Annotated in this window: 28 protein-coding genes and 1 pseudogene; 21 read left to right on the forward strand and 8 right to left on the reverse strand. The window is 65.6% G+C overall.

Going from position 1 to position 26730, the window contains the following annotated elements; genetic code table 11:
* Positions 1 to 68: 68 nt before the first annotated feature.
* Positions 69 to 575 carry a thioesterase family protein gene (locus DCM79_RS20415; protein WP_257176054.1) on the forward strand — a complete coding sequence of 169 codons (507 nt, stop codon included), beginning with the start codon at positions 69 to 71 and terminating at the stop codon, positions 573 to 575.
* A 3-nt stretch (positions 576 to 578) separates the two neighbouring features.
* Here the strand turns inward: DCM79_RS20415 and DCM79_RS20420 are convergent, their stop codons facing one another.
* Complete coding sequence (locus DCM79_RS20420) at positions 579 to 752, reverse strand: DUF1328 domain-containing protein (RefSeq protein ID WP_028138034.1); 174 nt, start codon at positions 750 to 752, stop codon at positions 579 to 581.
* A gap of 234 nt (positions 753 to 986) precedes the next feature.
* Here DCM79_RS20420 and DCM79_RS20425 point away from each other — a divergent pair, with 234 nt between their 5' ends.
* The 9 genes from DCM79_RS20425 to DCM79_RS20465 all read left to right on the forward strand — a co-directional run bounded on the left by DCM79_RS20425 (position 987) and on the right by DCM79_RS20465 (position 9333).
* Positions 987 to 3569 carry an ATP-dependent helicase gene (locus DCM79_RS20425; protein ID WP_257176055.1) on the forward strand — a complete coding sequence of 861 codons (2583 nt, stop codon included), beginning with the start codon at positions 987 to 989 and terminating at the stop codon, positions 3567 to 3569.
* Between the two features lie 9 nt (positions 3570 to 3578).
* Positions 3579 to 3866, forward strand: coding sequence for a type II toxin-antitoxin system HicB family antitoxin (locus DCM79_RS20430; protein WP_257176056.1), 288 nt, complete (start codon positions 3579 to 3581; stop codon positions 3864 to 3866).
* A gap of 88 nt (positions 3867 to 3954) precedes the next feature.
* Positions 3955 to 4368, forward strand: coding sequence for a hypothetical protein (locus DCM79_RS20435; protein ID WP_028138037.1), 414 nt, complete (start codon positions 3955 to 3957; stop codon positions 4366 to 4368).
* Positions 4368 to 5033, forward strand: coding sequence for an OmpA family protein (locus tag DCM79_RS20440; RefSeq protein ID WP_257176057.1), 666 nt, complete (start codon positions 4368 to 4370; stop codon positions 5031 to 5033). The genes DCM79_RS20435 and DCM79_RS20440 overlap by 1 nt, the downstream gene beginning before the upstream one ends.
* Positions 5034 to 5204: 171 nt before the next feature.
* Positions 5205 to 5723, forward strand: a complete 519-nt coding sequence (locus DCM79_RS20445; protein WP_257176058.1) for a DUF962 domain-containing protein — start codon at positions 5205 to 5207, stop codon at positions 5721 to 5723.
* Positions 5724 to 5751: 28 nt separating this feature from the next.
* Positions 5752 to 6783, forward strand: a complete 1032-nt coding sequence (locus DCM79_RS20450; RefSeq protein WP_257176059.1) for an NAD-dependent epimerase/dehydratase family protein — start codon at positions 5752 to 5754, stop codon at positions 6781 to 6783.
* Positions 6784 to 6809: 26 nt separating this feature from the next.
* On the forward strand, positions 6810 to 7436 hold the full coding sequence (locus DCM79_RS20455) for an isoprenylcysteine carboxylmethyltransferase family protein (RefSeq protein WP_028138041.1): 627 nt from the start codon (positions 6810 to 6812) through the stop codon (positions 7434 to 7436).
* A gap of 240 nt (positions 7437 to 7676) precedes the next feature.
* On the forward strand, positions 7677 to 7886 hold the full coding sequence (locus DCM79_RS20460) for a hypothetical protein (protein ID WP_257176060.1): 210 nt from the start codon (positions 7677 to 7679) through the stop codon (positions 7884 to 7886).
* Between the two features lie 142 nt (positions 7887 to 8028).
* A complete protein-coding gene (locus tag DCM79_RS20465) occupies positions 8029 to 9333 on the forward strand; it encodes a sorbosone dehydrogenase family protein (RefSeq protein ID WP_257176061.1) in 1305 nt (434 codons plus the stop codon).
* Positions 9334 to 9337: 4 nt separating this feature from the next.
* On the opposite strand, the gene DCM79_RS20470 is transcribed toward DCM79_RS20465, so the two are convergent.
* A complete protein-coding gene (locus DCM79_RS20470) occupies positions 9338 to 10162 on the reverse strand; it encodes an aspartate dehydrogenase (protein WP_257176062.1) in 825 nt (274 codons plus the stop codon).
* 154 nt (positions 10163 to 10316) lie between these two features.
* Between DCM79_RS20470 and DCM79_RS20475 the strand changes: the two genes are divergently transcribed.
* Complete coding sequence (locus tag DCM79_RS20475; protein WP_257176063.1) at positions 10317 to 11390, forward strand: tartrate dehydrogenase; 1074 nt, start codon at positions 10317 to 10319, stop codon at positions 11388 to 11390.
* Between the two features lie 38 nt (positions 11391 to 11428).
* On the opposite strand, the gene DCM79_RS20480 is transcribed toward DCM79_RS20475, so the two are convergent.
* Both DCM79_RS20480 and DCM79_RS20485 read right to left on the reverse strand, forming a co-directional pair.
* On the reverse strand, positions 11429 to 12370 hold the full coding sequence (locus DCM79_RS20480; protein ID WP_257176064.1) for a LysM peptidoglycan-binding domain-containing protein: 942 nt from the start codon (positions 12368 to 12370) through the stop codon (positions 11429 to 11431).
* A gap of 116 nt (positions 12371 to 12486) precedes the next feature.
* A complete protein-coding gene (locus DCM79_RS20485; protein WP_257176065.1) occupies positions 12487 to 13206 on the reverse strand; it encodes a hypothetical protein in 720 nt (239 codons plus the stop codon).
* 286 nt (positions 13207 to 13492) lie between these two features.
* On the opposite strand from DCM79_RS20485, the gene DCM79_RS20490 reads away from it, so the two are divergent.
* The 4 genes from DCM79_RS20490 to DCM79_RS20505 all read left to right on the forward strand — a co-directional run bounded on the left by DCM79_RS20490 (position 13493) and on the right by DCM79_RS20505 (position 17408).
* Entirely contained in the window at positions 13493 to 14416 is a 924-nt protein-coding gene (locus tag DCM79_RS20490) for an ABC transporter ATP-binding protein (protein WP_257176066.1), read from the forward strand.
* Complete coding sequence (locus DCM79_RS20495; RefSeq protein ID WP_257176067.1) at positions 14413 to 15174, forward strand: ABC transporter permease; 762 nt, start codon at positions 14413 to 14415, stop codon at positions 15172 to 15174. Before DCM79_RS20490 ends, DCM79_RS20495 begins: the two co-directional genes overlap by 4 nt.
* A 383-nt stretch (positions 15175 to 15557) precedes the next feature.
* Positions 15558 to 16355, forward strand: coding sequence for a L,D-transpeptidase (locus DCM79_RS20500; RefSeq protein ID WP_257176068.1), 798 nt, complete (start codon positions 15558 to 15560; stop codon positions 16353 to 16355).
* A 39-nt stretch (positions 16356 to 16394) separates the two neighbouring features.
* Positions 16395 to 17408 (forward strand): glycerophosphodiester phosphodiesterase, encoded by a 1014-nt coding sequence (locus DCM79_RS20505; protein WP_257176069.1) that lies wholly within the window; start codon positions 16395 to 16397, stop codon positions 17406 to 17408.
* Between the two features lie 138 nt (positions 17409 to 17546).
* Here the strand turns inward: DCM79_RS20505 and DCM79_RS20510 are convergent, their stop codons facing one another.
* Positions 17547 to 19826: a fused MFS/spermidine synthase gene (locus DCM79_RS20510; RefSeq protein WP_257176070.1), complete on the reverse strand. Its 2280-nt coding sequence runs from the start codon at positions 19824 to 19826 to the stop codon at positions 17547 to 17549.
* A 176-nt stretch (positions 19827 to 20002) separates the two neighbouring features.
* On the opposite strand from DCM79_RS20510, the gene DCM79_RS20515 reads away from it, so the two are divergent.
* A complete protein-coding gene (locus tag DCM79_RS20515) occupies positions 20003 to 21613 on the forward strand; it encodes an NAD(P)/FAD-dependent oxidoreductase (protein WP_257176071.1) in 1611 nt (536 codons plus the stop codon).
* A gap of 283 nt (positions 21614 to 21896) precedes the next feature.
* On the opposite strand, the gene DCM79_RS20520 is transcribed toward DCM79_RS20515, so the two are convergent.
* Positions 21897 to 22052, reverse strand: coding sequence for a Flp family type IVb pilin (locus DCM79_RS20520; RefSeq protein ID WP_373568139.1), 156 nt, complete (start codon positions 22050 to 22052; stop codon positions 21897 to 21899).
* A gap of 163 nt (positions 22053 to 22215) precedes the next feature.
* Here DCM79_RS20520 and DCM79_RS20525 point away from each other — a divergent pair, with 163 nt between their 5' ends.
* Positions 22216 to 23103 (forward strand): 50S ribosomal protein L11 methyltransferase, encoded by an 888-nt coding sequence (locus tag DCM79_RS20525; RefSeq protein ID WP_257176073.1) that lies wholly within the window; start codon positions 22216 to 22218, stop codon positions 23101 to 23103.
* 353 nt (positions 23104 to 23456) lie between these two features.
* Here DCM79_RS20525 and DCM79_RS20530 read toward each other — a convergent pair whose 3' ends face one another.
* Positions 23457 to 24215 (reverse strand): SOS response-associated peptidase, encoded by a 759-nt coding sequence (locus DCM79_RS20530; protein WP_257176074.1) that lies wholly within the window; start codon positions 24213 to 24215, stop codon positions 23457 to 23459.
* Between the two features lie 62 nt (positions 24216 to 24277).
* Between DCM79_RS20530 and DCM79_RS20535 the strand changes: the two genes are divergently transcribed.
* The 4 genes and pseudogenes from DCM79_RS20535 (at position 24278) to DCM79_RS20550 (ending at position 26211) form a co-directional block, all read left to right on the forward strand.
* Positions 24278 to 24778, forward strand: a complete 501-nt coding sequence (locus DCM79_RS20535) for a hypothetical protein (RefSeq protein ID WP_028134936.1) — start codon at positions 24278 to 24280, stop codon at positions 24776 to 24778.
* A gap of 18 nt (positions 24779 to 24796) precedes the next feature.
* Positions 24797 to 25229, forward strand: a pseudogene (locus DCM79_RS20540) (NUDIX hydrolase).
* 46 nt (positions 25230 to 25275) lie between these two features.
* The gene (locus tag DCM79_RS20545; RefSeq protein WP_028134934.1) at positions 25276 to 25653 is read left to right on the forward strand and encodes a TIGR02301 family protein; all 378 of its coding nucleotides are present in this window, start codon (positions 25276 to 25278) and stop codon (positions 25651 to 25653) included.
* 291 nt (positions 25654 to 25944) lie between these two features.
* The gene (locus DCM79_RS20550; protein WP_257176075.1) at positions 25945 to 26211 is read left to right on the forward strand and encodes a hypothetical protein; all 267 of its coding nucleotides are present in this window, start codon (positions 25945 to 25947) and stop codon (positions 26209 to 26211) included.
* 190 nt (positions 26212 to 26401) lie between these two features.
* On the opposite strand, the gene DCM79_RS20555 is transcribed toward DCM79_RS20550, so the two are convergent.
* Positions 26402 to 26722, reverse strand: a complete 321-nt coding sequence (locus DCM79_RS20555; protein WP_257176076.1) for a cupredoxin domain-containing protein — start codon at positions 26720 to 26722, stop codon at positions 26402 to 26404.
* Between the last annotated feature and the right edge of the window lie 8 nt (positions 26723 to 26730).

Raw genomic sequence — 26730 nt, forward strand, 5'->3', positions numbered from 1 at the left:
AGAAGAACCGTGGCAAAGGACATAAATCCGGTCAAGTCAAGCGACCGGACGCATAGCTGGAAGGAAACATGCCGGAGACTGCCGCACTAACGCCCAAAGCCGCGCCATTCCGCGCCTCGATCATGCAGATCGAGCCGCAATGGATCGACTATAACGGCCATCTCAACATGGCCTATTACAACGTGATGTTCGACCGCGCGATCGACCAGCTTTGGCTCGAGCTCGGGATGGGGCCGGCCTACATGAAGGAGCGAGGCGGCTCGAGTTTCACCGCCGAATGCCACGTGCGATATTTGCGCGAGATCCACCTCGGCGATCCCGTGCAGATCTTCGCCTGGGTGCTGGAAGCCGACGACAAGCGGCTGCACACGTTCGAGGAGATGCGGCACGCAACCGAGGGCTGGCTGTCAGCCACGTCCGAGAACATGTCCCTGCACATGGACATGAATGCGCGCCGCGTTGCGCCGTTTCCGCCGGATATTCGCGAGCGCATCGCTGCGGTCACAAGGGCCCACAGCGCGGTAGCACGCCCCGAGGGCATCGGCCGGAACGTGGCGATGCCCTCGAAGCGATAAGCGCTATACCCTGTTGCGGCCGCGGGCGAGGCCGACGACGGCCGAGACCAGGAACAGAACGACCGCGATGAAGAAGATGATCTTGGCGATCTCGATCGAAGCGCCGGCGACGCCGCCGAAGCCCAGGATGCCGGCGATCAGTGCGATAACCAGAAACGTCACAACCCAGCCTAGCATGGTCAAACCCTCGTCTTGATGTTGTCTGCGTCCGGCGCGGCTTGCCGCACCATCTGCCAGACAATCTCAAGGCGGGAACGATGGTTCCGACCCGGTCAAGGAGGAAATTCGCAAGGCGCGCGGGAACAAATTGGCCCGCCACGCACGTGGAAAACCTCTTTTCGCCGCCCCATATAGGCATCATCCCTGTTAGAAGGCTCCCTTCCGCCACCCCGCGGTGCCATCGTGGGGCCAATGATTCGCATGACCGAGCCGAGCAAGATCACCAGCGTACCCGACCACCAGCCCGCAGCCGGCGGCATCGCCGCGCGTGCGCGGGCCTCGGTGGGCCCGCAATATCTGTCCGGGCTCAATCCGGAGCAGCGCGAGGCGGTGGAGACGCTGGACGGCCCGGTCCTGGTGCTGGCCGGCGCCGGCACCGGCAAGACCCGCGTCCTGACGACGCGCATCGCCCATATCCTGAGCCAGGGCCGCGCCCGTCCCGCCGAGATCCTGTCGGTGACCTTCACCAACAAGGCCGCGCGCGAGATGAAGCACCGGCTCGGCCAGATGCTCGGCCACGCCGTCGAAGGCATGCCGTGGCTCGGCACCTTCCACTCCATCGGCGGGCGCATCCTGCGTTTCCATGCCGAGCTGGCGCAGCTCAAGTCGAACTTCACCGTGCTCGACGTCGACGACCAGGTCCGGCTGCTGAAGCAGCTGCTTCAAGCCGAGAACATCGACGACAAGCGCTGGCCGGCGCGCATGCTCGCCGGCCTGATCGACGGCTGGAAGAACCGCGGCCTGACGCCCTCGCAGGTGCCCTCGGGCGAAGCCGCCACGTTCGCCAACGGCAAGGGCGGCAAGCTCTATGCGAGCTATCAGGAGCGGCTGAAGATTCTGAACGCGGCCGATTTCGGCGATCTCCTGCTGGAGAACATCCGCATCTTCCGCGAGCACCCGGATATCCTCCGGCAGTACCAGCAGCGCTTCAAGTACATCTTGGTCGACGAGTACCAAGACACCAACGTCGCGCAATATCTGTGGCTGCGGCTGCTCTCGCAGGCGCCGGCGAAGCCCGCCCCGCCGACAGTCATTCCGGGGCGCGTCGAAGACGCGAACCCGGAATCTCGAAATTCCGGGTTCGATGCTGCGCATCGCCCTGGCATGACGGAGCAAGCGGCGATCGCCGCGGCTACGGCAGCTCCCACCAAGAACATCTGCTGCGTCGGCGACGACGACCAGTCGATCTATGGCTGGCGCGGCGCCGAGGTCGACAACATCCTGCGCTTCGAGCACGATTTCCCCGGCGCCAAGGTCATTCGCCTGGAGCGCAATTACCGCTCGACCGGCCACATCCTCGCCGCCGCCTCGCACCTGATCGCGCACAATGAAGGCCGGCTCGGCAAGACGCTGCGCACCGAGGACCAGGACGGCGAGAAGGTCACGGTCACCGGCTCGTGGGATTCCGAGGAGGAAGCGCGCGGCATCGGCGAGGAGATCGAGCAGCTGCAGCGCCGCGGCGAGAAACTCAACGAGATCGCGATCCTGGTGCGCGCCTCCTACCAGATGCGCGAGTTCGAAGACCGCTTCGTCACGCTCGGCCTGCCCTACCGCGTCATTGGCGGCCCACGCTTCTACGAGCGCGCGGAAATCCGCGATGCGCTGGCGTACCTGCGCGTCATCAACTCCCCGGCCGACGACCTCGCCTTCGAGCGCATCGTCAACGTGCCCAAACGCGGTCTCGGCGACGCCACGGTGCAGATGCTGCACGACCACGCCCGCAAGCGCCGCATCCCCCTGTTCGAGGCGGCACGCGCGGTGGTCGAGACCGACGAGCTGAAGCCGAAGGCGCGCGGCTCGCTTCGCGACGTCGTCGCCCAGTTCGACCGCTGGCGCGCCCAGCGCGAGGTCACCGCACACACCGATCTTGCCCAGATCGTGCTCGACGAGAGCGGCTATACCGAGATGTGGCAGAAGGACCGTTCGGCGGACGCCGCGGGCCGGCTGGAGAACCTGAAAGAGCTGGTGCGCTCGATGGAGGAGTTCGAGAACCTGCAAGGGTTCCTCGAACATATCTCGCTGGTGATGGATCGCGAGGGCGGCGCCGAGGAGGATGCGGTGTCGCTCATGACATTGCATTCGGCCAAGGGGCTCGAGTTCGACAACGTGTTCCTGCCCGGCTGGGAGGAAGGCCTGTTCCCGAGCCAGCGCACGCTGGACGAGCAAGGCCGCGCCGGCCTGGAAGAAGAGCGCCGGCTCGGCCATGTCGGCCTGACCCGCGCCCGCCGCCGCGCCATGATTTATTTCGCCACCAACCGGCGCATCCACGGCACCTGGTCGACCACGATCCCCTCGCGCTTCCTCGACGAATTGCCGGCGGCCAATGTCGAGATCACGGAGTCCAAGGGCGGCTCGGCCTGGGGCGGCACCGGCGGCTACGGCGCCTCGCGCTTCGACGACATGGAGGCGTTCGGCTCCAGCTACACCACGCCTGGTTGGCAGCGCGCCCAGGCCAACCGCAACCGCGGCGGCGGCCGCAATAGCGGCGGCGGTTACGGCGGCTTCGAGGACGAGACCGCGACGTTCTCATCGTCCTCATCGGCCGGTCCCGATTTCGGCAGCTTCGCCTCGCGGCGTCGCGGTCCGCTGACGATCGAGGGCGAACTGGTCGCCAAGTCGACCGGCACGACGTCGGAATTCTCGCTGTCCGATCGCGTCTTCCACCAGAAGTTCGGCTACGGCCGCGTCACCAAGATCGACGGCAACAAGCTCACCATCGCCTTCGACAAGGCCGGCGAGAAGAAGGTCGTGGACAGTTTTGTGCAGCGGGCGTGAGGCCCCGATTTGGCTCAGTACGTCGCCATCATCGAGGATACCGATCCGGACGAAGCCGTGAGCCTGTGGTTTCCGGACCTGCCCGGCTGCTTTTCGGGAGGTGACGATATCGACGAAGCGCTGGAGAATGCGCCCGAGGCCCTCGCGCTCTACGCTCAGGACCTCGCCGCGGACGGCCGCGCGCTTCCCCCGCCGCGGACGCTGGAGGAGCTCAAGGCAGACGCCGATGTGGCCGACGACCTCAGAGACCACACGGTCGCCTTGATTGAATGGCCGCCCCTCGACGCCGCCGAGTGAGGATTGTTCGCCGCACTCCCCTCGCCTTCGACGGTTCTGCGCCGAACAGGTCTTGACCATCGCCAACTTCCCCGTATCAGATGCGGCCATGGTCCGGGGCATCGCACTGATCTTGCTGGCATTGGGGATGCCGTCGCTGGCGGCGGCGGAGACCATGAGCTTTGGCGATTCGATCGGCAAGCTGGCGGCGAGCTGCGGCGCGGAAATCGTCGCCAATTGCCGCGGCGTCAACCCGGATTCAAACCGGCTGAAGGAATGCCTGTCGCGCAACCGCGACGTGCTCTCGCCGCAATGCGCGAGCGACTATCTCGGCGTCTTCGATGCCATCCAGAAACGCGTTGCCGCGCGCGTCACCGTGGCGAACGCCTGCCAGCGCGAGATCGTCAAGGTCTGCGGCGGCTCGACCAAGGAGACCAGCAAGTCGGTCCCCTGCCTGGTCTCGACCCCCAAGGGCATCAGCAACAACTGCCTTAAGGCCGTCGACGACGCGGGGTATCGCTGATGCGCGCGAAACGGCTCACCATCGCGGCACTGGGCATTGCGCTGGGCTTCGCGCTGCTCGCCGGCCCTGCACGTGCGCAGACGGCGGCACCGACCCGCGACGACATCGTCGCCAAGCTGAACCGTTTCGAGCAGGCTTCCGAGGTCGATCTGCCCGCGCTGAAGCAGCAGGTGATGGAGCGCGCCAAGACCAGGATCAAGAACGATCCGGGACCCGTGAACCGGCCGCTGATCGCGCCCGATCTCGCCAGGCTGCCGGCCTTCAATGCGCAGATCCAGTTCGATGCCGACACGCCCATCATCCAGCCGGCCTCCTACCAGACCGTCGGCCGCATCGCGGACGCGCTGGTTCATTCCTCGCTGCTGCCCTACACGTTCCTGATCGTCGGCCATGTCGAATCCAATTCGAAGACGCGCGAGGCCAATGCGATCCTGAGCCAGCGCCGCGCCGACGCGATCCGCGACGTGCTGGTGAACACGTTCAAGATCTCGACCAAGCGCCTGCATCCGATCGGCCTCGGCGAGGAGCAATTGCTCGACCGGGCCAAGCCGACTTCGGCCGTCAACGGCCAGTTGCAAATCCTGACCTATGCCAAGCTGCCGGAGGAGGCGCCACATCCGGCGGCGGCGGCACCTGCGGCGAAAAAGCCCGCCAAGAAGCGCTGAGCGGATCCGGCTGCGTGCCTGGCGGAACCTCTTGAAATCCTGCTCGTTTTGGTGCCTGTCTGCCGCGCACCAATGCCGCCTTGCGCGACAATAGTGCCGGTTTGTGCACCGCCCGGTCCAGTGCTATAGCGACTGTTCGCCCTTCCCGATCCCGTGTTGCATGAGACCAAAATGGGTGGCTTGTTTCAGCGCCAACTTGCCGTTTACGTCGAGTACCATCGCGATCCCCGCAACACGGCGATGCATGTGGTCGGCATTCTCCTGTTGTTCACCGGCGCGGTGCTGCCGCTGACGCTGGTCAGGCTTCCGCTGTTCGGTTTCGATGTCAGCCTGGCGGTGATCCTGGCCTTGCCGGTTCTGGTCTATTGGCTGCTGCTCGATGTGGCGCTCGGGATCGGCATTCTGGCGATCTCCATCGTGCTGTTCTCGGTTGCGTCCAGCATCGCGGCGCAGGTCAGCACCGCGGCGATGTGGGCGATTTTCGCCACGCTGGTGGTGCTCGGCCTCGCCGCGCAGACCATCGGCCACAAGGTTTTTGAGGGGCGCGAAGCCTCGCTGTTCACTTTTCCTTCGCATCTTTTCCTTGGACCGATGTTCGTGATGGCAAAATTGTTCATTGCCTTGGGCTTCCGTCGCGACCTTGCCGCGATTCTGGCGCCTCTTCCGACCAATTCCCTTTCAACCCGATAGCTCTAGAAGCGAAACAGCAACCTTCTGCATGGCTCTCGTCCTGGTTACCGGTGGCTTTGGCTTCATCGGACATCATCTCGTCGAAGCGCTCCGCGCCCGTGGACAGCGGGTGCGTGTTCTCGACGTCCGTGCGCCGGCCGCGGCGAACGCCGACGTCGAGCACGTCCATGGCTCGGTGCTGGATGGCGCCGCCGTCGATGCGGCGCTTGCCGGGGTCGATCAGGTCTATCACCTCGCCGGCCTGCCCGGCATGTGGGTCGCCAACAAGCAGGACTTTCACGAGGTCAATTGCCGCGGCACCGAGATCGTGCTCGCGGCCGCAATGAAGCGCGGCGTGTCGCGCTTCTTGCACTGCTCGACGGAATCGATCCTGTTCCCCTATTCCGACCTCAAAGGCGTTCCCGCCGAAGAGGCGCTGCAGCCGGCCGACGCCATGCCCGGCGCCTATACGCGCTCGAAGTCGCTCGCCGAGCATTGCGCCGCCAAGGCCGCGGCCAGCGGTTTTCCGCTCGTGATCGGCACGCCGACCATGCCGATCGGCGCCGCCGACCACAATCTGACGCCGCCGACCGCGATGCTCTGGTACTTCCTCCAGAAGAAGGTGCAGCCGCATCTCAACTTCCTGGTCAACCTCGTGGACGTTCGCGACGTTGCCATGGGCTTGGTGCTGGCCATGGAACGCGGCCGCCAGGGCCAGCGCTACATCCTCGGCGGCGACTGCGTTCCGCTCGGCAACATCCTGCGGATGATGTCGGCGATGAGCGGCCGCCGGCAGTACCCGATCGTCGTGCCCGGCAAGCTCGCCGAGCTCTCCGGCATCATGCTCGAATATCTGGCCGACAACTTCACGCGCAAGCCCCCGAACGGCACCGCCGAAGGCGTGCGCATCGCGCTCGCCGCGAGCGATCTTTCGATCGGCAAGGCGCGCACCGAGCTCGGCTATTCGCCGCGTCCGATCGAGCCGGTCCTGCGCGAAACCATCACCCACCTGCTCGCCCGCAACGGCCAGCAGCCCACCGGCGCCATCGAACATCGCGCGCTCTCCTCGCGCGCGGGCTGAAGCCGCCCCCAACGCAAAGAACCTTCATGTCCTTCGATTTCAGCAAGCTTCTCTCTGTCGCCTGGGGCGGCTGGACCACGACCTGGCCGACGCAATTGCTCGCCCTGATCTGGCTCGCTTTTCTGGCCAGCTGGGTCGGCGCCTCGTTCTGGCAGGGGCAGACCAAGAAGCAGGTGATGACGCTGGAGTCTCAGCGCTATCGCTTGCCGATCCTGGTCGGCGGCATTCTGTACACACCGTTCATTGCGGAAGCCATGGGTTGGAAGCCGCTTTGGGTGCTCGGCAACACCGGCATCATCATCGCTGCGGTCCTCTCAGTCGCCGGCATTGCCTTCGCCTGGTGGGGGCGGCTGCATCTCGGAAAATTCTGGTCCAACACCATCACCCACAAGGAAGACCACCGCGTCATCGACACCGGCCCCTACGGTATCGTCCGTCACCCGATCTACACCGGCCTGATCTTCGGTATGCTGGTGACCGGCGTTGCGATCGGCTTGGTGACGACGATCCTCGGCGCCATCCTGATCTCGCTCGGCATGTGGCAGAAGGGCCGGATGGAAGAGGTGTTCCTCTCCAAGGAGCTCGGCGAAGACGCCTACGGCGCCTATTGCCGCCGCGTGCCGATGATCATCCCGTTCCTGTCGCCGCGTTAAGGGCGTAGCAACCGCCTCACTCTCGTGTCCCGGACGCGCTGCAGCGTGCAACGCTGCTGCGCAGAGCCGGGACCCAAGGCAACATAGGAACGCTGTGATATGGGCCCCGGCTCTGCAGCGCACCGCGAAGACGCGCTGCGCCGCGTCCGGGGCACGGACGTATCGTCCAGCGACAAGGAACCGCCCCTCCATTCGCCCGTTAGCCCTTCGACACCTGCAACATGCGCAGAGCATCGAGCCATGTCGGATGCCTACGATTATTTTCGCGCGCACGCGATCGCCGCCCTGCGCAAGGCGCGGGCGCTGCCGCCTGGGCGATCGAAGCAGAAGCAGCGCACGGTGGCGCGGGTCTATCACCTGCTGTCCAGGGAGGCCGCTCTGGCGCCGAACATCCAACACCTCGACGATTTTCGCACGGCACGGCAGCTCGAGCGGCAGATTGGCCACTGATCTCCGGGCACGACTCCCCGACGCTTCTCCCATGCAAATTCGATCGGCTGCCATTCCGCGGGATTAGGCCCCGGCGGCAGGCCGCACCGGTTGACGTCTGCCGCGCCAGCCAGTTGGATGCGCGCGCAAACAGGGGCTCCTCATGACCTTCTCCAGCATCTTCGCGCAGTTCGTCGCGATCATCGGCGGCGTGGCGCTGCAATGGCGCAAGATGACGGGCACCGAGCCCGCGCCGGCTTGGGGAGGGACCCCCGCCATTCCGGAAGCGAAGCCGCAAGGCGCGATCCCGACCTTGAAGATGCCGACCGCGCGCGGCTGGAGCGAGGGCCAGAAGCCGACCGTTGCTCCCGGACTCAAGGTCAATGCGTTCGCGACCGGGCTCGACCATCCGCGCTGGATCGAGGTGCTGCCGAACGGCGACGTGCTGATCGCGGAAGCGACCCAGATCGCAGGCGCCCCCCGCAGCGTGTTCCACTATGCGATGCAGGCGACGATGCGCCGCGCCGCCGCGCTTGGCGTGTCCGCCGACCGCATCACGCTCTTGCGCGACAAGGACGGCGACGGCGTCGCCGAACACCGCGGCGCCTTCATGGAGAACCTCAGCCAGCCCTTCGGCATGGCGCTGGTCGGCGACACCTTCTATGTCGGCAACACCGACGGCGTGATGGCGTTTCCCTATGTCGCGGGCGCCGACCGCATCACCGCGCCGGGCAGAAGGCTCACGACCTTCAAGCCGGGCGGACACTGGACGCGCAGCCTGCTCGCCAGTCCCGACGGCAAGAAGCTCTATGCCGGCGTCGGCTCGCTCAGCAACATCGCCGAGATGGGCATGGAGGTCGAGGAAGGTCGTGCCGCGGTGTACGAGCTCGACCTCGTCGCCGGCACGCACCGCATCTTCGGCGCGGGCCTGCGCAATCCCGTGGGCCTTGCCTGGGAGCCGAGCACGAACGTGCTCTGGACCGTCGTCAACGAGCGCGACGGGCTCGGCGACGAGACGCCGCCGGATTATCTCACCTCGGTGCGCGACGGCGGCTTCTACGGCTGGCCCTATTGCTATTGGGGCAAGACGGTGGACGACCGCGTGCCGCAGGATCCGGCGATGGTCGCCAAGGCGCTTCAGCCGGACTACGCGCTTGGCGGCCACACCGCCTCGCTCGGCCTGTGCTGGATGCCCGCAGGAACCCTGCCCGGCTTCGGCGACGGCATGGTGATCGGCCAGCACGGCTCGTGGAATCGCAGCAAGCTGTCCGGCTACAAGCTGGTGTTCGTCCCGTTCGAGAACGGAAAGCCGTCCGGTCCCGGTCGCGACATCCTGTCGGGCTTCCTGTCACCCGACGAGAAGGAATCCTATGGCCGCCCGGTCGGCGTTGCGATCGGCCCCGACAAGACGTCGCTGCTGATGGCCGACGACGTCGGCAACGTGATCTGGCGTGTGACGGGGGCGTAGGAGCTCACGTCCCCACGCACAGCGTGGCGCGCTGCTTGCGCAGCAGCGCAATCACCGAAAGCGCAGTGATCAGGCCGGTCTTGGGATTCTCCGACGGGATATTCTCGATGCCCATCGAGAACCGCGCCGAATCCGCCTCGACCTCGATGCGGTGAACGTTGCGCGTCACGGTCGGGTCGGCCCAAACCTGGATCCGGGTCCGATCGGGACCGATGCCCGCCAGCGACAGCGCGACGGCGACGTTGACGTTCGCCGGAAAGCCCTTCGCCGCTTCGCGCGCGCTGCCTTCGAACAGCTTGAGCGGCTCGCGCAGATTGTCGATGTCGATGTTGTTCTGCACGATGAACGGCGCGCCCTTCAGCCCGTCGATCGGCTTGCGAGTCACCATCTGCACCGAACGGATGGTGCCGACCGCGGCGGCGTTGACGGCATCGAGCCCGATCAGCGCGCCGGTCGGCACGAGAATGCGGCCGCCATTGGCGCGGGCGAGATCGACGAGGTCGAAATTGTCGAGCAGGCCGCCGACGCTGACCACGACCGCGGCCTTGCCGCGCTTCACCGCCGGCTCGACGATGGACCGCAGATGATGGCTCGGCGCGCATTCGACCACGATGTCGGCAGCATCGCCGAGCTGCTCGATCGGCAGAACTTGCGGCGGGCGGCGCAGGCTGCTGATGAAAGCCTGATGCTTGGCGGGATCGCGCACGGCGACGGCCGACAGGCTCAGTCCTTCGATGCCCTGATCGAGCGCGGTCGCGACCTTGGTGCCGATCGAGCCCAGCCCTGCGATGGCAACCCGCAATTCGTTCGAGGCTTCCTGTCCAGCCATGGCATCCTGCTTTCTCGTTGGCTGATGTCATAGCGCAACATTTTCTGTATAAGCCAGCCCGAATTGGTTTGCCTTGCCAGCCTACCAGGCCTTGCTGCGGCCTGGAGCGCGACCCGCCGGCGCGAACCGCTGATGTGTCCCGATGGAGGTCCTCATGCGCACTCATTCGATCGCAGCCATTCCCGCCGACGGCATCGGCCCCGAGGTGATCTCGGCCGGGATCCGCGTGCTGGAGGCTCTGGCAAAGCGCAGCGGCGATCTCGCCTTCAACGTCAAGACGTTCGACTGGGGTTCGGACTATTACAAGAAGCACGGCGTCATGATGCCGGCCGACGGTCTCGCCGAGTTGAAGAAGTTCGACGCGATCTATTTCGGCGCGGTCGGCGCGCCTGATGTGCCCGATCACATCACGCTGTGGGGGCTGCGCCTGCCGATCTGCCAGGGCTTCGACCAATACGCCAATGTGCGGCCGACGAAGATCCTGCCCGGCGTCGCCTCGCCGCTGCGCAATGTCGGTGTCGGCGACCTCGATTGGGTGATCGTGCGCGAGAATTCGGAAGGCGAATATGCCGGCATGGGCGGTCGCGCCCACAAGGGCCTGCCGGAAGAGGTCGGCACCGAAGTCGCCGTGTTCACCCGCGTCGGCGTCACCCGCATCATGCGCTATGCCTTCCAGCTCGCGCAGTCGCGCCCGCGCAAATTCCTGACCGTGGTGACCAAGTCGAACGCCCAGCGCCACGGCATGGTGATGTGGGACGAGATCGCCGCCGAGGTCGCGAGCGAATTCCCCGACGTCACCTGGGACAAGATGCTGGTCGACGCCATGACGGTGCGCATGACGCTGCATCCGAAGAGCCTCGACACCATCGTCGCGACCAATCTGCACGCCGACATCCTCTCGGACCTTGCCGGTGCGCTGGCGGGAAGCCTCGGCGTGGCGCCGACCGGCAACATCGATCCGCAGCGCCGCTTCCCCTCGATGTTCGAGCCGATCCACGGTTCGGCCTTCGACATCACCGGCAAGGGCATCGCCAACCCGGTCGCGACCTTCTGGACCGGCGCGCAGATGCTCGAGCATCTCGGCGAGAAGGACGCCGCAGCCCGCCTGATGGCGGCGGTCGAGCGCGTCTGCGCGGCCGGCGTGCTGACGCCCGACGTCGGCGGCAAGGCGACGACGAAGGAAGTCACGGACGCCGTGGTCGAGGCGATCCACGGAACGAATGAGTAGCGCTCTCCTCTCCTCGCATGGGAGGAGGAGCGAAGCAGCTACTTCCGCTTTGCCGGAGCCGCCGGCGGCATCGCCATCGCGGCTGCTGGCTCGGGCGGCGTCAGGTGGCGCGGGACGATGATGGTTTGCCCGGGCGTGAGCTGTGCATTCTCCGCAAGCGAATTGCTCTGCGCGAGCGTCCACAGCGGCACGCGATTGGCGGCGGCGATGCTCTCCATGGTGTCGCCGCGGCGCACCGGGACCCGCACACCGGAATCCCACAATTCGACCAACGTATCCGCGGGCACGAGATAACGCAGCGGCACGGCATCGGCTTCTGTCTGCGGTGGAATGCGCGGCAGCCGCGTCACCATCTCGACGATCTGGCGATGGATGTCGTCGGACTTCTCGATATTGATGTGGGAAACGCGCGCGTTTTCCTTCAGGTCGTAGCTCGCGTAATGGCCGCGGAATCCGGGCACCGCGACGACGTCGCCGCCGCCGAGCACGCTGTCGGACAGGAAGATGTTGATGAAGCGCTCGACATTGAGCGGCACGTCGCCGGTCGCGTGCGCGGGGTCGATGGCGATGACGAGGCTGATCGGAATGTTTTCCTTGGCCGCCATCTCGGAGATGACGATCGAGCACAGCCCGCCCATGGAATGGCCGATCAACACGATCGGCGCCGGCGATTCCTTATAGCTGGAGATGGCGCGATCGCCGATCCACCGGCAGATGGTGAATTCGTAGACGTTGGCCGAGAAGCCAGCCTTCGTCAGTTTCTCTTCGAGCCGGTCCATCCCGGTCGAGAAGATCGGCCCCATGGCACCGCGGAACAGGTAGACCTTCGGCGGCGGCAACGGCTCGAATGGCGGGGGCGGCGGCGCGGCAGGTACGGCCGCATTGGTCTTGGACTTGGCGGGCGAGGCAGCGGCTACGCCGGGGCCCCAGGCGAGCAGCGCAATCGCTGCCAGCACGACTAGTCGCCTCAGATCAATCATCAGTCCAGCAGTCCCACCGCGGGAGGCAAAGGCCTCCCCCGGGGCTTCATGACCGCGGATTTGGCGGATTTTGCGGCGCCGAAGCCGAGTCGATTTGCCTCAGCTCCTGGTTTGCCTCAGTTCCTGGCCGGGGCGGTCGCGGCCGCCGAGCGCGCCTGCCGCGGGGCGCCGTGTTCGGCGACCGGCAAGGCCGGAGCGCGCGAGCGCATGATCGCGGCATCGATCTCGGCGATGACGCGGCGCTGGATCGCCTCGTTCTTGTCGATCGAGATGTGACCGACGCCGGAGCCGCGCACGTCGACATTGTCGAGCTTGCCGCGAAGGCCCGCCGCGGCCCGCACCGGCTCGCCGGGACCGTCACCGATATAGATGTTGATGTAGCGCTCGGCCCCGGTCGAGAGCTTGGTCTTGAACACGGAGTCGAGACCGATCGCGAGCTTCACGGGCACGCCGAGCTGGTTGAGCTTGGCGATCATGTCCGGCAGCGCGGTCGCGCCGGAGGAATGGCCGACCAGGACGATGGTCTTGAGCCGGCCGGCCTTGTAGGCGGCCGCGGCTTCGTCGGCGAGCGAGGACCAGGACACGAAATTGGCGACCGTCACCGGGATGCCCTGCGCCTGGAGCCGGGCGCCGATCGTGTCGAGCCCGAGCGAGAAGATGTTGAGCACGCCACGGAGCAGATAGACGTGGGTGGTCGCGGCCGCGGCCTGGCTCGGCGCGGCCCTGGCGGGGGTCGGGTTGATGGCAACAGCTGACAGCAGGATCAGCCCCATCGCCCATGCACGGAGGGCGGACAACTGGCTGGCGCCGGCGGTGTGACGGCCGTTCGATCTCATCGATGTTTTCCCTGGAGACATACGCTGCGCGATTGGCCGGAATCGTAGCCACGGCCTGCTCGCAGACGCAACAAAGAGCCGCGTGAGCGACAATCTTAGCCGCGAGCAGTGACCATCGCGCAACACCCGCCTGAAACCTGCCACCGAAAGGCCTGTTTTGAGACCATTTTTCTCCGGGGAATTGCGGGCAGGCAAGTGCGTTCCTATTTCAGGGCTCCGCTGACCTCCCTCCGGGACCGGTCCGGCCTCCCTCCCCAACCTTTTGCCCCTCAGCCTTGCGGCCATCATGTCCTCCATCATCTCCGTCGCCAATCTGTCGAAGACCTATGGGTCCGGCTTCAGGGCGCTCAAGAACGTCAATCTCGATATCAAGCGCGGCGAGATTTTTGCGCTGCTCGGGCCCAACGGCGCCGGCAAGACCACGCTGATCTCCATCATCTGCGGCATCGCCAACCCGAGCGAAGGCCGCGTCCTCGTCGGCGGCGAGGACATCCAGACCTCCTACCGCAAGGCGCGCTCGCTGATCGGCCTCGTGCCGCAGGAATTGCACACCGACGCGTTCGAGAGCGTGTGGGCGACCGTGAGCTTCTCCCGCGGCCTGTTCGGCAAGCCGAAGAATCCCGCCCATATCGAGAAGGTGCTGAAGGACCTCTCGCTGTGGGACAAGAAGGACAACAAGATCATCACGCTGTCCGGCGGCATGAAGCGCCGCGTGATGATCGCGAAAGCGCTGTCGCACGAACCGCAGATCCTGTTCCTGGACGAGCCCACCGCGGGCGTCGACGTCGAGCTGCGCAAGGGCATGTGGGAGGTGGTGCGCACCTTGCAGCAATCCGGCGTCACCATCATCCTCACCACGCATTACATCGAGGAAGCCGAGGAGATGGCCGACCGCATCGGCGTCATCAACAAGGGCGAGATCGTGCTGGTAGAGGACAAGACCACCTTGATGCAGAAGCTCGGCAAGAAGCGGCTGACGCTGCATCTGCAAGGCAGGATCGCCGCACTGCCGGAAAGCCTTCGCCATTACGAGCTCGAGCTCTGCGACAACGGCGCGACGCTGGTCTACGATTACGACACAAAGGGCGAGCGCACCGGCATCACCAGCCTGCTCGGCGATCTCCGCACCGCCGGCATCCGTTTCAACGATCTCGACACGACGCAATCGTCGCTCGAGGACATCTTCGTCGATCTCGTGAGGACGTCATGAATCACCGCGCCATTCGCGCCATCTATCTGTTCGAAATGGCGCGCACCTGGCGTACGCTGCTGCAAAGCATCGTCTCGCCGGTGGTCTCGACCTCGCTCTATTTCGTTGTGTTCGGCGCCGCGATCGGCTCGCGCATCAGCCAGGTCGAGGGCGTCAGCTACGGCACCTTCATCGTGCCGGGCCTGATCATGCTCTCGGTGCTGACGCAGAGCATTGCCAACGCCTCGTTCGGCATTTACTTTCCGAAGTTCACCGGCACGATCTACGAGATCCTGTCGGCGCCGATCTCCTATTTCGAGATCGTGCTCGGCTATGTCGGCGCCGCCGCGACCAAGTCGATCATTCTGGGCCTGATCATCCTGGCGACCGCCGGCCTGTTCGTGCCGCTGCATATCCACCATCCCGTCTGGATGCTGGCCTTCCTGGTGCTGACGGCGGTGACGTTCAGCCTGTTCGGCTTCATCATCGGCATCTGGGCCGACGGCTTCGAGAAGCTGCAGATGATCCCGATGCTGGTGGTGACGCCGCTGACCTTCCTCGGCGGCAGCTTCTATTCGATCGACATGCTGCCGCCTGCCTGGCGCACGGTGGCGCTGCTCAACCCGGTGGTCTACCTGATCTCCGGCTTCCGCTGGAGCTTCTACGAGATTGCGGATGTCAGCATGGCCGTCAGCGTCGGCATGACGCTGGCGTTCCTGGTGATCTGCCTCGTCGTGATCTGGTGGATTTTCCGCACCGGGTATCGGCTGAAGAATTGACCGCTCCGTCATTCCGGGGCGTGCGCAGCACGAGCCCGGAATCCATGGCGCGGCGGGTTGATGCATGAATGGATTCCGGGCTCGCCCTTCGGGCGCCCCGGAATGACGAGTGCGGCAGGCGCCGGGCTGACATCGTCAACGCGCCGCGCGGCCCGAATGGTTGCGCCATTGTGACGAATTGTCGGCGTCGAACGCACGTCCGGCTCGCGAAAATGTCAGCGTCGCCACGCGTGGCGCGGACCAACCGGCCTTGCTTACGCCCCGCATCACGTTAACGATGGGCAGGCTGGCCGCTGGAACCAAAGCCGGATTGCAGGCATATTGCACGCCGGGGACGGAGAGCCGCGGCGGCTAGCGAGACAAGGCCGGAGGCCAGGATTCAAATGCGTTTCCAGATGCGTTCATTTTTCATTGCTTTGACGTCCCTGATGCTTTTGAGCGCGGGTACCGCGCAGGCCAAGGTCGAGATCACCGTCGACAAGGATAATCAGCAGATGACCGTCGCGGTCGACGGCGTGGCGCGCTATCGCTGGCCGGTGTCGACCGGCGTCCCCTCGCGCGAGACGCCGAACGGCGCCTTCCGCGCCTTCCGCATGGAAGAGGATCACTATTCCAAGGAATTCGACGATGCGCCGATGCCGCACGCGATCTTCTTCACCAAGGTCGGCCACGCCATCCACGGCACGGACTCGGTCGGCCGGCTCGGCGCGCCGGCGTCGCACGGCTGCGTGCGGCTGTCGCGCCAGAACGCATCGACACTCTATGCGCTGGTGCAGCAGCAGGGCGTGCTCAACACGACGGTGACGCTGACCGGATCGGCGCAGGTGGCGCTGGCGCGCAATCCGCGTGGCCGCGCCAACGCTGCGGTGGCCCGCGCTCCGCAGCAGCCCGCCGAAGAGCAATACGCCACATCGGGCGATCCCGTGAACCTGTCACCGCCGGCGCCGCCCGCGCGCCGCTACATGCCGCAGGACGACAATTACATCTATCCCGCCGACGGCAGCGACACCGGCGCGCGCTATCCGGCGCCGCGTTCGGTCACCCGCCCGCTCTATGACGCGCAGGTCTATCAGCAGCAACCGCAACCCTATTACGACCAGGGTTACGGCCAGCAGGGCTATTATCATCAGCCGCAGCCCCGGCAGGTTTATCAGCCGCGCGGTTATTACTACCAGAACTGACGCAATCGCAGATCAATCGACCTTATCGGCCGAGGCACCATGCCGTCACGCGCCGCAACCATCCTGACCGTGCTCTCGCTTCTCACCGCAGGACAAGCCATTGCAGGACGAGGCATCGTAGAACAAGCCATGGCCTTCGATCTCGAGGCGCATCGCGGCGGGCGGGCGCTGCTGCCGGAAAACACCCTGCCCGCCTTCGCCAACGCGCTGTCGATGGGCGTGGACACGCTGGAGCTCGACGTCGGCGTCACCGCGGACGGCGAGATCGTCGTGTCGCATGAGCGCGGGCTCAATCCTGATCTTACACGCCGCGCCGACGGCACTTACATCACTCCGCCCGGCACACCCTTCGTCAAGCTGCGGCTGGACGAGGTCAGGACCTATGACGTCGGCCAGATCAGGCCGGATAGTGCTTACGCGAAACAATTCCCCGACCAGCGCGCGCTGCCGGGGACGCGCATTCCGACCTTGCGCGAGCTGTTTGCGCTGGGAAGAAAATCCGGCAACGCGCGTGTGCGCTTCAACATCGAGACCAAGATCGATCCGAACCGTCCGGACGAAACGCTCGATCCGCAGGCCTTCGTCGCCAAGCTGCTGGCGCTGATCGAGACCGAAGCGTTGTCCGACAGGGTCATGATCCAGTCGTTCGACTGGCGGACCTTGCAGCTGGTCCAGCAGCAGGCGCCCAAGATGCCGACGGTGTACCTGACGCTCCAGCGCGGCTCGGCTCCGACGGTGGCGATGGACAAGGCGACGAACTGGACGGCCGGCTTCAATCCGGCCGACCACGGCGGCTCGCTGCCGCGCACGATCAAGGCGGCGGGCGGCGCGATCTGGTCGCCCCATTTCGGCGATGTCACCGCCGCGCTCGTCGCGGAGGCCCACGGACTCGGATTGCGCGTGGTGGTCTGGACGGTCAACAAGCGCGAAGACATGACGCGGATGATCGAGCTCGGCGTTGACGGCATCATTTCCGACAAACCCGACCTGCTGCGGCAGGTCGCCGGCGAAAAGGGAATAACGTTGCCAGCGGGGACGCCGGTCGCGCCGTAAGACGGTCTCGTGTCCCGGACGCGGCGCGGCATGAAATGACGCGACGCAGAGCCGGGACCCAGGCCACGGCATGGGCCCCGGCTCTGCAGCGCATCACTTCGTGCTGCGCAGCGTCCGGGGCACGGGGACGGAGTTTGCCTACTCCCCGTCCCGCAGACGCCGATGCAGCGCGCCCAGAATGTTGGAATAGTCGTCGGTCCAGACCCGCACCCTGTCGTCGGCTTCGGTCTGCTCCCACGACTTCGAGGCGGCGAGCCTGCCGATGTCGGCTTCCTCCCGCGCCGAGATGACGACGTCGGTCGAGAAGATGTAGTCGCTATCGCGCCCGGAATCCTCGTTGAAGACCCAGCTCTTGAGATCGTTGGCGTCGGCGATGCCGACCACGACGGTCTCGAGATCGAGATGCCGGTTGGAGACGTGCATCACCACGGCACCGTGCGGCGCGAGCTTGTCCTTGTAGATCTTCATCGCCTCTTCGGTGGCAAGATGGATCGGGATCGCATCCGACGAATAGGCATCGACGATAACGAGGTCATAGGCGCCGTCGGGCTCCTTGGCGAAGGTGAGGCGCGCGTCGCCGATCACGGGCTTCATATCCGGCATGCAGCTCGAGATGTAGCGGAAATTTTTGGGATCGCGGGCGGCATCGACCATCGACTGGTCGATCTCGAAGAATTTCCAGTCCTCGCCGGGCGCGGCGGCACAGGCGAGCGTGCCGGAGCCGACGCCGATCGCTGCGACCTTGAGCGGCGCGCCCTTGCGCTCGCGGATGGCGCTGACGGCCTGACCGATGCCGCCGTCCGCGTGATAGTAGGTGATCGGCTCGGGGCGGCCGGTCACCGGCGTGCCGTCATTGTTGCGGAAGCGCTCGGCGCCGTGAATCGTGGTGCCGTGCATCAGCACGTGGAAATAGCCGCCGGGCGTCACCACGATCTTGTGCACGCCGAAGAAACTGCGCACCGTCGTAACGCGGCCCTCGTCCGCGGGATAGACGCGGATCAAGGCCAGCGCGAGCACGACCGTGGCGAAGATCTTCCAGCGGCTGGCATTGAGCGACAGCGCCAGCAGTGCCGCGAGCACGCCGACGCTGCCGGCGACCCAGACGCGGTGATCCTCGAGCCAGGTCGATAGGCCGCCCGTGGTGGTGGACGGCACGATCAGCGCCACCGCGAGCGCGGCGAGCGCCAGCCAGTACCATTTGACGACACCGGCAAGCCGTTCGTTCGCAATCGGCCGGCACAGCGCGGCAAGCGCGACCAGGATCGGGTATTCGGCGATCCACGAGAAGGTGAAGGGAGCGAGGAGACCGGCAAAGAGGCCGCCGACCATGCCGCCGAACGACAGCGCGACATAGAAGCCGGTGAGATATTTGGCGGCCGGCCGAGTCCGCGCCAGTTCGCCGTGGCAGGCCATGGCGATGACGAAGAAGCACAATTGATGGCCGCCGAGCGTCAGCAGCAGATTCTGCTCGCCGCCGAAGGCGAGCAGGACGACAACGCCCGCGATCGCGACCGGCTGCAGCGTCAGCATCCATTTGTGCGGCAGCAGCGGCCGCGACTGGAACACGACGACCCAGGTCAGCAGATACAGCGACAGCGGCAGCACCCACAGCAGCGGCGCCGCCGCAACGTCGGTCGAGATGTGCGCGGTGACGGCGATGAGCAGGCCCGATGGCACCGCGGCAAGGAAGATCCAGCGCAGCCGCGTCAAGAAGGCCGGTGCCGGCGCATTCACGTCCTCGGTTTTCGCGTCGACCATCGCAAGTTTCGGCGAGCGCAGCAGCAATATACCGCAGGCGCCGATCAGCAGGATCAAGAGGGCATAGCCGCCGGTCCAGAGCTGGTTCTGCGTGTGCAGCGTAAACACCGGCTCCAGCAGGAACGGATAGGACAGCAGCGCGAGGAAGCTGCCGATGTTGGAGGAGGCATAGAGGAAATAGGGATCATGTCCGGCTGGATGGCGGGTGCGCACGAACCAGGCCTGCAACAGCGGATTGTTGGCCGCGAGCGCGAAGAACGGCAGGCCGATCGAGACCACGAACAGGCCGAGCAGCCAGAACGCATAGTTGGAAGCCGGCGGCTCGCCATAGCCGGAGGCGATGCCGAGCGGCAGCATGGCGAAGGCCGCGATCAGCAGCACCAGATGCACGGCCACCGGAACGACGCGGCTCCTCGCCTGCATCAGGAAATGCGCATAGGCATAGCCCGCCAGCAGCAGCGACTGGAAGAACACCATCGCCACCGACCACACCGCCGGCGAGCCGCCGAGCCGCGGCAGCACCATCTTCGTGAACAACGGCTGCACCGAGAACAGCAGCAGCGCGCTGACGAAGATCGCAGCGGTGTAGACCGTCAGCACCAGCCGGTTGCGCGAGGCGGACGGCTGCTCCGTGGCGGCGGGTTGCACGATCGAATCCATGGAAGCTCCGGCTCAATCCCGGCGGACGCCGGGCGCGCGCAATGGAGCACAAGGCGCCTGAACGGGCAACAAAGGGAGCGTGGTGTTGCAGCGTGAATTGCTTGATATAGAGATGTCATTCCGGGGCGCCTCGAAGAGGCGAACCCGGAATGACGGTGGAACAACTCGAAACTCTCATGACCGAAACCGACGTCGTCATCATCGGCGCTGGCCATAACGGCCTCACCTGCGCGGCCTATCTCGCGAAAGCGGGTTTGCGGGTGCGCGTGGTCGAACGGCGCAAGGTGGTCGGCGGCGCCGCGGTCACCGAGGAGTTTCACCCCGGCTTCCGCAATTCGGTGGCGGCCTACACCGTGAGCCTGCTCAATCCGCAGGTGGTCCGCGACCTCAAGCTTGCCGAGCAGGGCCTGCGCATCGTGGAACGGCGCGCGCAGAATTTCCTGCCCGCGCCTGATGGCAACTATCTCCTCACCGGGGAGGGGCGGACCAAAGCCTCGGTCGCGCGGCTCAGCGCGCGCGATGCGGAGGCCCTCGACGACTTCTCGCGCGAGCTGGAAGACATCGCCGACGTGCTCAGGCAATTCGTGCTGCGCGCGCCGCCGAACCTCGTCGACGGTTTTGGCACGGCGGCGTTGCGCGAAGGCGTCAACGCCTGGAAGACCGCCGGAATCCTGCGCGGCCTCACCCTGGAACAGAGCCGTAGCCTGCTCGATCTCTTCACCCGCTCAGCCGGCGAGATGCTGGATGAGCGTTTCGAGCATGATCTGGTCAAGGCGCTGTTCGGCTTCGATGCCATCGTCGGCAATTATGCCAGCCCCTACGCCGCCGGCTCGGCCTATGTGATGCTGCATCACGCCTTCGGCGAGGTGAACGGCAAGAAGGGCGTCTGGGGCCATGCCATCGGCGGCATGGGCGCGATCACGCAGGCGATGGCGCGCGCGGCGCGCGACCGCGGCGTCGTGATCGACACGGATGCCGGCGTGCGCGAAGTGATCGTCGAGCGCGACCGCGCCGTCGGAATCGTGCTGGAGAACGGCGAGGCGATCCGCGCGAAATATGTCGCGGCCAACGTCAATCCAAAGCTGCTCTACACGCTGCTGATCGCGGCCGAGGCGCTGCCTGCGGACTTCCTCGCCCGCATCCGGCACTGGAAGAACGGCTCCGGCACCTTCCGCATGAACGTGGCGCTGGATCGCCTGCCCTCGTTCACGGCGCTGCCGGGCGAAGGCGACCATCTCTCGTCCGGCATCATCCTGGCGCCGAGCCTTCCCTACATGGACCGCGCCTATCTCGATGCACGGGCGCAGGGCTGGAGCCGGGAGCCCGTGGTCGAGATGCTGATCCCCTCCACGCTCGACGACACGCTGGCGCCCACAGGACAGCACGTCGCGAGCCTGTTCTGCCAGCACGTCGCGCCGGAGCTTCCGGACGGAAAGTCGTGGGACGACCATCGCGAGGAGGTCGCCGATCTCATGATCGCGACGGTGGACAAGTACGCGCCGGGTTTTGCGGCGAGCGTGCTGGGCCGCCAGATCCTGTCCCCGCTCGACCTCGAACGGCAGTTCGGCCTCGTCGGCGGCGACATCTTCCATGGCGCGCTGACCTTGAACCAGCTGTTCTCGGCACGGCCGATGCTGGGCCATGCCGATTATCGCGGGCCGTTGCGAGGCCTCTATCATTGCGGCTCAGGCGCCCATCCCGGCGGCGGCGTCACCGGTGCGCCCGGCCATAACGCCGCACAGGCGATCCTGAGGGATCACCGCTCGCTGTTCGCACGCCGTGGATAGGTCTGTGGATTGCTTGTGGACAGGCTGTTGAAGGGTCTGTGGGCAGGCCGCGGGATGCTTGGACCAAGGGCGTCGGGACGGCCGGGGGAAAGACGGTGGAAAATTGCAGGGACAATTGCGGGATAACCGGTGGATAAGCGTCCCGGCGTGCAGCGTATAACCTGTGAATATCGAAATGCGGAGTCCAAGAACGACCTCGCCCGCCAGGGGAAATCCCTTGGCGGGCGGTGATCAGAATAGCCTCAGAAGAAAAGCAGCCCCCGCTGGGAAATGGAGGCGGAATTTACTTCAGGTTGGTGCTAATCGTCGTGAACTTGTCGTTCATGGTGCTGCCCAGGCTGTTCACCACGGTGATGATCGCCAGGGCGATGCCCGCGGCAATCAGACCGTACTCGATCGCCGTCGCACCGGACTCATCCGACCAGAACTTCTGAATCATGCTCTTCAAGACTCGCCTCCGTTTCAATTCCAAGCTGTGTTGGCTTCGTTCGACATCCGAGAATGTACGGGGCGGAACCTTCAGCCGGGTAAACCCGGGAACCGCAACTTGCGCGGAAAATTGCCGGCAAAAATTGCAAAAATTCAACGCAACGGAACCCTGAATGCAGCCTGCTCCAACCCATCGCGCCAGCTTTTGGATCGGCAGCGAGGCCGACGCCAGGCGCGTCGTCGACGTGCTCACGGAGGTATTCTTCGAGGGCGACGCGGCGGTTGCGGCCTTCGAGCGACCGGACGGACAATGGGACGTCACGCTCCATTTCGCCGAGGCGCCTGATGCCACATGGCTGCGCGAACTCATTGCAACATCAGCAGGAAATGAGATCGCCGCGACGCTCGCCTTCGACATTGTCGAGGCCAAGGACTGGGTCAAGGCCAGCCTGGAGGATCTCGTGCCGGTCCCGGCCGGGCGCTTCGTCGTGCACGGCAGTCACGACCGCGACCGCGTGGCGCCGAACAAGCTCGCCATCGAGATCGAGGCGGCGCTCGCCTTCGGCACCGGCCATCACGGCACGACGCGTGGCTGTTTACTGTTGCTTGACCATGTCCTGAAGAGTTCCAGCCCGAGGAACCTGCTCGACCTCGGCACTGGGACCGGCGTGCTGGCGATCGCCGCGGCAAAGGCGCTGCATCGCGCCGTGCTCGCCTCCGACATCGATCCGCCCTCGGTGCGGGTGGCCTCCGAGAACGCCTCGCTGAATGAAGTCGGCAACCATGTGCGGGTGATCCGCGCCACCGGCTTCGGCGCGCCGGATTTTGGACGGGCCGGTCCGTTCGACCTGGTGCTGGCCAACATCCTCGCCAATCCGCTGCGGCAATTGGCGGGCCCGATGGCACGGCATCTCGCGCCCGGCGGACGCGTCATCCTCTCCGGCCTGCTGACGCACCAAGCCCCCGCCGTGATCGCCGCCTATCGCGCCCGCGGCCTCGTGCCGTTGAAGCATCTGCGGATCGAGGGGTGGAGCAGCCTGTTGCTGCGGAAGATGGGGTGAGCAAGGTGCTGTAGGGTGGGCAAAGCGAAGCGTGCCCACCATTCCGCCCCCGAAAAAAGCGAAGATGGTGGGCACGGCGCTTCGCGCCTTTGCCCACCCTGTACCCTTCTGGCGTTCGGAGGCCAGTCAGTTGGTGTAGGCTGGTCGGCCGGGCCGATCCGCCGGGAGCCGCCTTGCCCACCTGTGCCTTGAGCACCGACGTAGGACCCGCGCCCCAGCCGCTGTCCAGGATGCCATCGGCACCGGCGTAGCCGGCGCGAAGCGTCCTGGACTGCGGTGAGCACCGCGCTACCCTGGTTCACCAAGGCACGAAAGCTCTTGACCAAGGCTAGGAGGTCCTACGGCACTGCGGCTTAGAACAACGACCCCTGCCCGTCATCCGACGATGCAGCGGCGACCCTCCGCGCCGCCTTCTTCGGCTTCGGCGCCTCCGCTTCCATCTGCTCCGGGCTGATCGGCAACACGAGCTGCTCGTCGTCATTGGCGACGCGGTTGACGCGGGTGGAGACCGGGTGCCAGGCGAATTCGCCCGGGCGCGGGGCGGTCATTAGCGGCAGGATCGCGTCGACCTCGTCACCGCTGACGTCGAGCCAGCGCTCGAAATCGCGCTCGCTGATGGTGACGGGCACGCGGTCATGCAGCGCGGCGAGGTCCTCGCCTGCCGCGGCCGTGACGATCGCGACGGTGTCGAGCTCCTCGCCGTTCGGCCCGGCCCAGGTCTCGAACAAGGCGGCGAAACCAAGCGGCGCGCCGTCGGCGCGGTGGATGAAGAACGGCTGCTTGCGGCCGCCTTCCGTCTTCCATTCATAATAGCCGTCGGCCGGGATCAGGCCGCGCCGGCGGCGAATCGCGTTCTTGAAGGCGGGCTTCTCCAGCACGGTTTCGGAGCGGGCGTTGATCAGCAGCGTAAACCCGCGGGGATCCTTGACCCAGGTCGGCAACAGGCCCCAGCGCATCAAGCGGAAATGCCGCGCGCCGTTCTCGATCAGAACGACCGGAACAGGTTGTGTCGGCGCCACGTTGTACCGAGGCGGGAAATTCGGCTGCTCGACATAGCCGAACAATTGCCGCAAGGCCGCGGGGGCCGAAGTTATGACGAAGCGTCCACACATCCAGGATGCCTATATAGGGTCCGTTCAGGTCCTTTTAACCCCGAACGTTAACACTGCGGCGGATGAGCTCAACGGCCTCCCAACCCGCGCGGACGCATGTACAGACGGGCCCCGAGGCCGCCGCCTGGGCCGAGCGGCTGCGCGTGGCCAACATCAACCCGCGGACCGGGCTTGCCACCGACTATCTCAACCATTTCAATGAAGCCGTGATGCTGCTGGAAATGGTTCCGGACATGCCGGAATGCGCGGACGATTTCTTGACCTGGACGCCGCTATCTTACGCCGAGCATTTTACGGCCTCCAACTTCAAGGCGCGCGACCTCGCCATCGAGGCCTATGAGAAGGCCGATCCCAACGTGCGCGCCCAGTTCGACCACATCACCGATACCATGACCTCGATCCTGACCGCGGTCGGCTCGGCCATGCGCGAGGTCGAGAAGGATACGACCCGAATCCGCCTCGCCGAGCAGGCCGCGCTCTGGGTGAAGCCGCTGATCGCGGCCTGCGGCGGCATCATCCATGGCGGGGCCGAAGCCGACGTCGACACTATCATGGCGAACTGAGCCGGGTGCTTGAAGAAAATGGCTTCGCCCGTTCAGCCCCCACCCCCAGCTCGCCGTCAGTGCCGCGATCTTCCGCGACGGCAAGGTGCTGCTGACCCGCCGCGCCCGCTCGCCGGCGAAGGGGTTCTATTCGCTGCCCGGCGGCCGGGTCGAGTTCGGCGAATCGCTGCACCAGGCCCTGAGCCGCGAGGTCGCGGAGGAAACCGGGCTCGACATCGCGATCGTCGGCCTTGCCGGCTGGCGCGAGGTGCTGCCCGCCGCGCCCGGCGCCGGCCATTACCTCATCATGTCGTTTGCGGCCCGCTGGGTGGCCAAGGAGCCGGTCCTGAACGACGAGCTCGACGACTACCGCTGGATCGCCCCGGACGCCCTGGCGGGCCTGGATGGCCTCAAGCTGACCGGGGGATTGGACGAGGTGATCCAGTCCGCCGCGCGGCTGATCGCGGCCTGACGGCTCGCCTTGCGTCTCCGGCCTCGACGCGGCATACACCCCGCCGATGTCCACGCGAATTCTGGCCGTTTTTGTCCTGATTCTCGCCTGCGCCTGCGGCCCCGCCAGGGCTCAGGACGTGGCGGCGCCGTTCGACGCCGATTTGCAGCGTCTGGCCGAGATTCTCGGCGGGCTGCACTATCTGCGCGGCATCTGCGGGGCCAATGAGGGCAACAGGTGGCGCAACGAGATGCAGGCGCTGATCGATGCCGAAACCCCCTCCGGGGAGCGCCGCACCCGCATGATCGCCGGTTTCAACCGCGGCTATAACGGCTTTCAGCAGACCTACCGGAGCTGCACGCCGGCCGCGACGGTGGCGATCCGCCGCTATATCGAGGAAGGCTCGAAGATCTCGCGGGACCTGACGGCGCGCTACGCGAACTAGGTTCATTCAATCACGTCTGCGCTGTGAATTCCTCATCCTGAGGAGCCGCGAAGCGGCGTCTCGAAGGATGAAAGGCCCGGCTGCGGCAGCGGGACCTCCATGGTTCGAGACGGCGCTTGCGCGCCTCCTCACCATGAGGGTTTGGCTGTCGGGCGCGGGAACACTGTCATCGACTTTGTTCACAGCCGTTAACCGTTCTTAAAGATGTGGCCTAGCGGTCGTTAACGCCCGTGCTAAACCTTTTTGCACAGCGCATCGCCGTGGATCGCGCCCCAGCCCTGATCGAGTTTCATGAGCCAGCCGATTTCCTACTCCCCCGCCCGCGCGCCGCTGCCCGACCACGAGCAGAAGCAGGCCGCACTGAGCTATCTCAACGAGGCCTGGGCCGAGGCGCGCCATGACGGCGTCGACGGTGACTGCCTGGCACAGGCGAGCCTGTTTGCAGCCTTTGCCGAGCTGGTCGGCACCTATGGCGAGGACGCGGTCGCCAAGTTCGTCGAAGGCTTTCCCGGCCGCATCCGCAACGGCGAGTTCTCGGTCGACATCTGCAGGCAGTAGGGCCTGCCGAAAATGACCCCGCCACGCGGGCGGGGCCAGTCAACGGATGAATGACTTTGCAAAGCGAATCTGGCGAATAGCTTCGCGAAGTCTGCAGGCATTGTCGCACGGAAGCCGCTTCCCCCCGACAAGCATTAGTCTCGCAACGGCCGGGAGATGTTCCTGCCGGGCTCGGGAATGCGCTTACTTCTCACGGCTCGACCTTGAGCGTCGCCTTCATGTTGGGATGATAGCGGCAGTCATACTCGACCGTTCCCGCCTTCTTCAGAACTGATGTCGCCGATGTCTTCGGCGGCAGCGTCACGTCGAAATCACCGTTCTTCGCGGTGGCGGTATGGGCAAAGACGTCCTTGTTGATCCACGTGACGGTGTCGCCGACCTTGGCTGATACCTCAGCCGGCGAGATCACGAGGTTCTCCATCGTGATCTCGATCGTCGCGGCGCGCGCAGGGACGGCCATCGCCGCGACGACAAGCACGACAGGAAGCGAAAACGGCTGCCCCGACATCATCGCACACT

It is taken from the genome of Bradyrhizobium sp. WBOS07, assembly GCF_024585165.1.
Lineage (GTDB): Bacteria > Pseudomonadota > Alphaproteobacteria > Rhizobiales > Xanthobacteraceae > Bradyrhizobium > Bradyrhizobium japonicum_B.

What these genes read in the sequence shown, in the direction of transcription:
- DCM79_RS20415 (WP_257176054.1), top strand. Translation starts at nt 69, where the DNA reads ATGCCGGAGACTGCCGCACTAACGCCCAAAGCCGCGCCATTCCGCGCC.
- DCM79_RS20420 (WP_028138034.1), bottom strand. Translation starts at nt 752, where the DNA reads ATGCTAGGCTGGGTTGTGACGTTTCTGGTTATCGCACTGATCGCCGGC.
- DCM79_RS20425 (WP_257176055.1), top strand. Translation starts at nt 987, where the DNA reads ATGATTCGCATGACCGAGCCGAGCAAGATCACCAGCGTACCCGACCAC.
- DCM79_RS20435 (WP_028138037.1), top strand. Translation starts at nt 3,955, where the DNA reads ATGGTCCGGGGCATCGCACTGATCTTGCTGGCATTGGGGATGCCGTCG.
- DCM79_RS20440 (WP_257176057.1), top strand. Translation starts at nt 4,368, where the DNA reads ATGCGCGCGAAACGGCTCACCATCGCGGCACTGGGCATTGCGCTGGGC.
- DCM79_RS20445 (WP_257176058.1), top strand. Translation starts at nt 5,205, where the DNA reads ATGGGTGGCTTGTTTCAGCGCCAACTTGCCGTTTACGTCGAGTACCAT.
- DCM79_RS20450 (WP_257176059.1), top strand. Translation starts at nt 5,752, where the DNA reads ATGGCTCTCGTCCTGGTTACCGGTGGCTTTGGCTTCATCGGACATCAT.
- DCM79_RS20455 (WP_028138041.1), top strand. Translation starts at nt 6,810, where the DNA reads ATGTCCTTCGATTTCAGCAAGCTTCTCTCTGTCGCCTGGGGCGGCTGG.
- DCM79_RS20460 (WP_257176060.1), top strand. Translation starts at nt 7,677, where the DNA reads ATGTCGGATGCCTACGATTATTTTCGCGCGCACGCGATCGCCGCCCTG.
- DCM79_RS20465 (WP_257176061.1), top strand. Translation starts at nt 8,029, where the DNA reads ATGACCTTCTCCAGCATCTTCGCGCAGTTCGTCGCGATCATCGGCGGC.
- DCM79_RS20470 (WP_257176062.1), bottom strand. Translation starts at nt 10,162, where the DNA reads ATGGCTGGACAGGAAGCCTCGAACGAATTGCGGGTTGCCATCGCAGGG.
- DCM79_RS20475 (WP_257176063.1), top strand. Translation starts at nt 10,317, where the DNA reads ATGCGCACTCATTCGATCGCAGCCATTCCCGCCGACGGCATCGGCCCC.
- DCM79_RS20480 (WP_257176064.1), bottom strand. Translation starts at nt 12,370, where the DNA reads ATGATTGATCTGAGGCGACTAGTCGTGCTGGCAGCGATTGCGCTGCTC.
- DCM79_RS20485 (WP_257176065.1), bottom strand. Translation starts at nt 13,206, where the DNA reads ATGAGATCGAACGGCCGTCACACCGCCGGCGCCAGCCAGTTGTCCGCC.
- DCM79_RS20490 (WP_257176066.1), top strand. Translation starts at nt 13,493, where the DNA reads ATGTCCTCCATCATCTCCGTCGCCAATCTGTCGAAGACCTATGGGTCC.
- DCM79_RS20495 (WP_257176067.1), top strand. Translation starts at nt 14,413, where the DNA reads ATGAATCACCGCGCCATTCGCGCCATCTATCTGTTCGAAATGGCGCGC.
- DCM79_RS20500 (WP_257176068.1), top strand. Translation starts at nt 15,558, where the DNA reads ATGCGTTTCCAGATGCGTTCATTTTTCATTGCTTTGACGTCCCTGATG.
- DCM79_RS20505 (WP_257176069.1), top strand. Translation starts at nt 16,395, where the DNA reads ATGCCGTCACGCGCCGCAACCATCCTGACCGTGCTCTCGCTTCTCACC.
- DCM79_RS20510 (WP_257176070.1), bottom strand. Translation starts at nt 19,826, where the DNA reads ATGGATTCGATCGTGCAACCCGCCGCCACGGAGCAGCCGTCCGCCTCG.
- DCM79_RS20515 (WP_257176071.1), top strand. Translation starts at nt 20,003, where the DNA reads ATGACCGAAACCGACGTCGTCATCATCGGCGCTGGCCATAACGGCCTC.
- DCM79_RS20520 (WP_373568139.1), bottom strand. Translation starts at nt 22,052, where the DNA reads ATGATTCAGAAGTTCTGGTCGGATGAGTCCGGTGCGACGGCGATCGAG.
- DCM79_RS20525 (WP_257176073.1), top strand. Translation starts at nt 22,216, where the DNA reads ATGCAGCCTGCTCCAACCCATCGCGCCAGCTTTTGGATCGGCAGCGAG.
- DCM79_RS20530 (WP_257176074.1), bottom strand. Translation starts at nt 24,215, where the DNA reads ATGTGTGGACGCTTCGTCATAACTTCGGCCCCCGCGGCCTTGCGGCAA.
- DCM79_RS20535 (WP_028134936.1), top strand. Translation starts at nt 24,278, where the DNA reads ATGAGCTCAACGGCCTCCCAACCCGCGCGGACGCATGTACAGACGGGC.
- DCM79_RS20545 (WP_028134934.1), top strand. Translation starts at nt 25,276, where the DNA reads ATGTCCACGCGAATTCTGGCCGTTTTTGTCCTGATTCTCGCCTGCGCC.
- DCM79_RS20550 (WP_257176075.1), top strand. Translation starts at nt 25,945, where the DNA reads ATGAGCCAGCCGATTTCCTACTCCCCCGCCCGCGCGCCGCTGCCCGAC.
- DCM79_RS20555 (WP_257176076.1), bottom strand. Translation starts at nt 26,722, where the DNA reads ATGATGTCGGGGCAGCCGTTTTCGCTTCCTGTCGTGCTTGTCGTCGCG.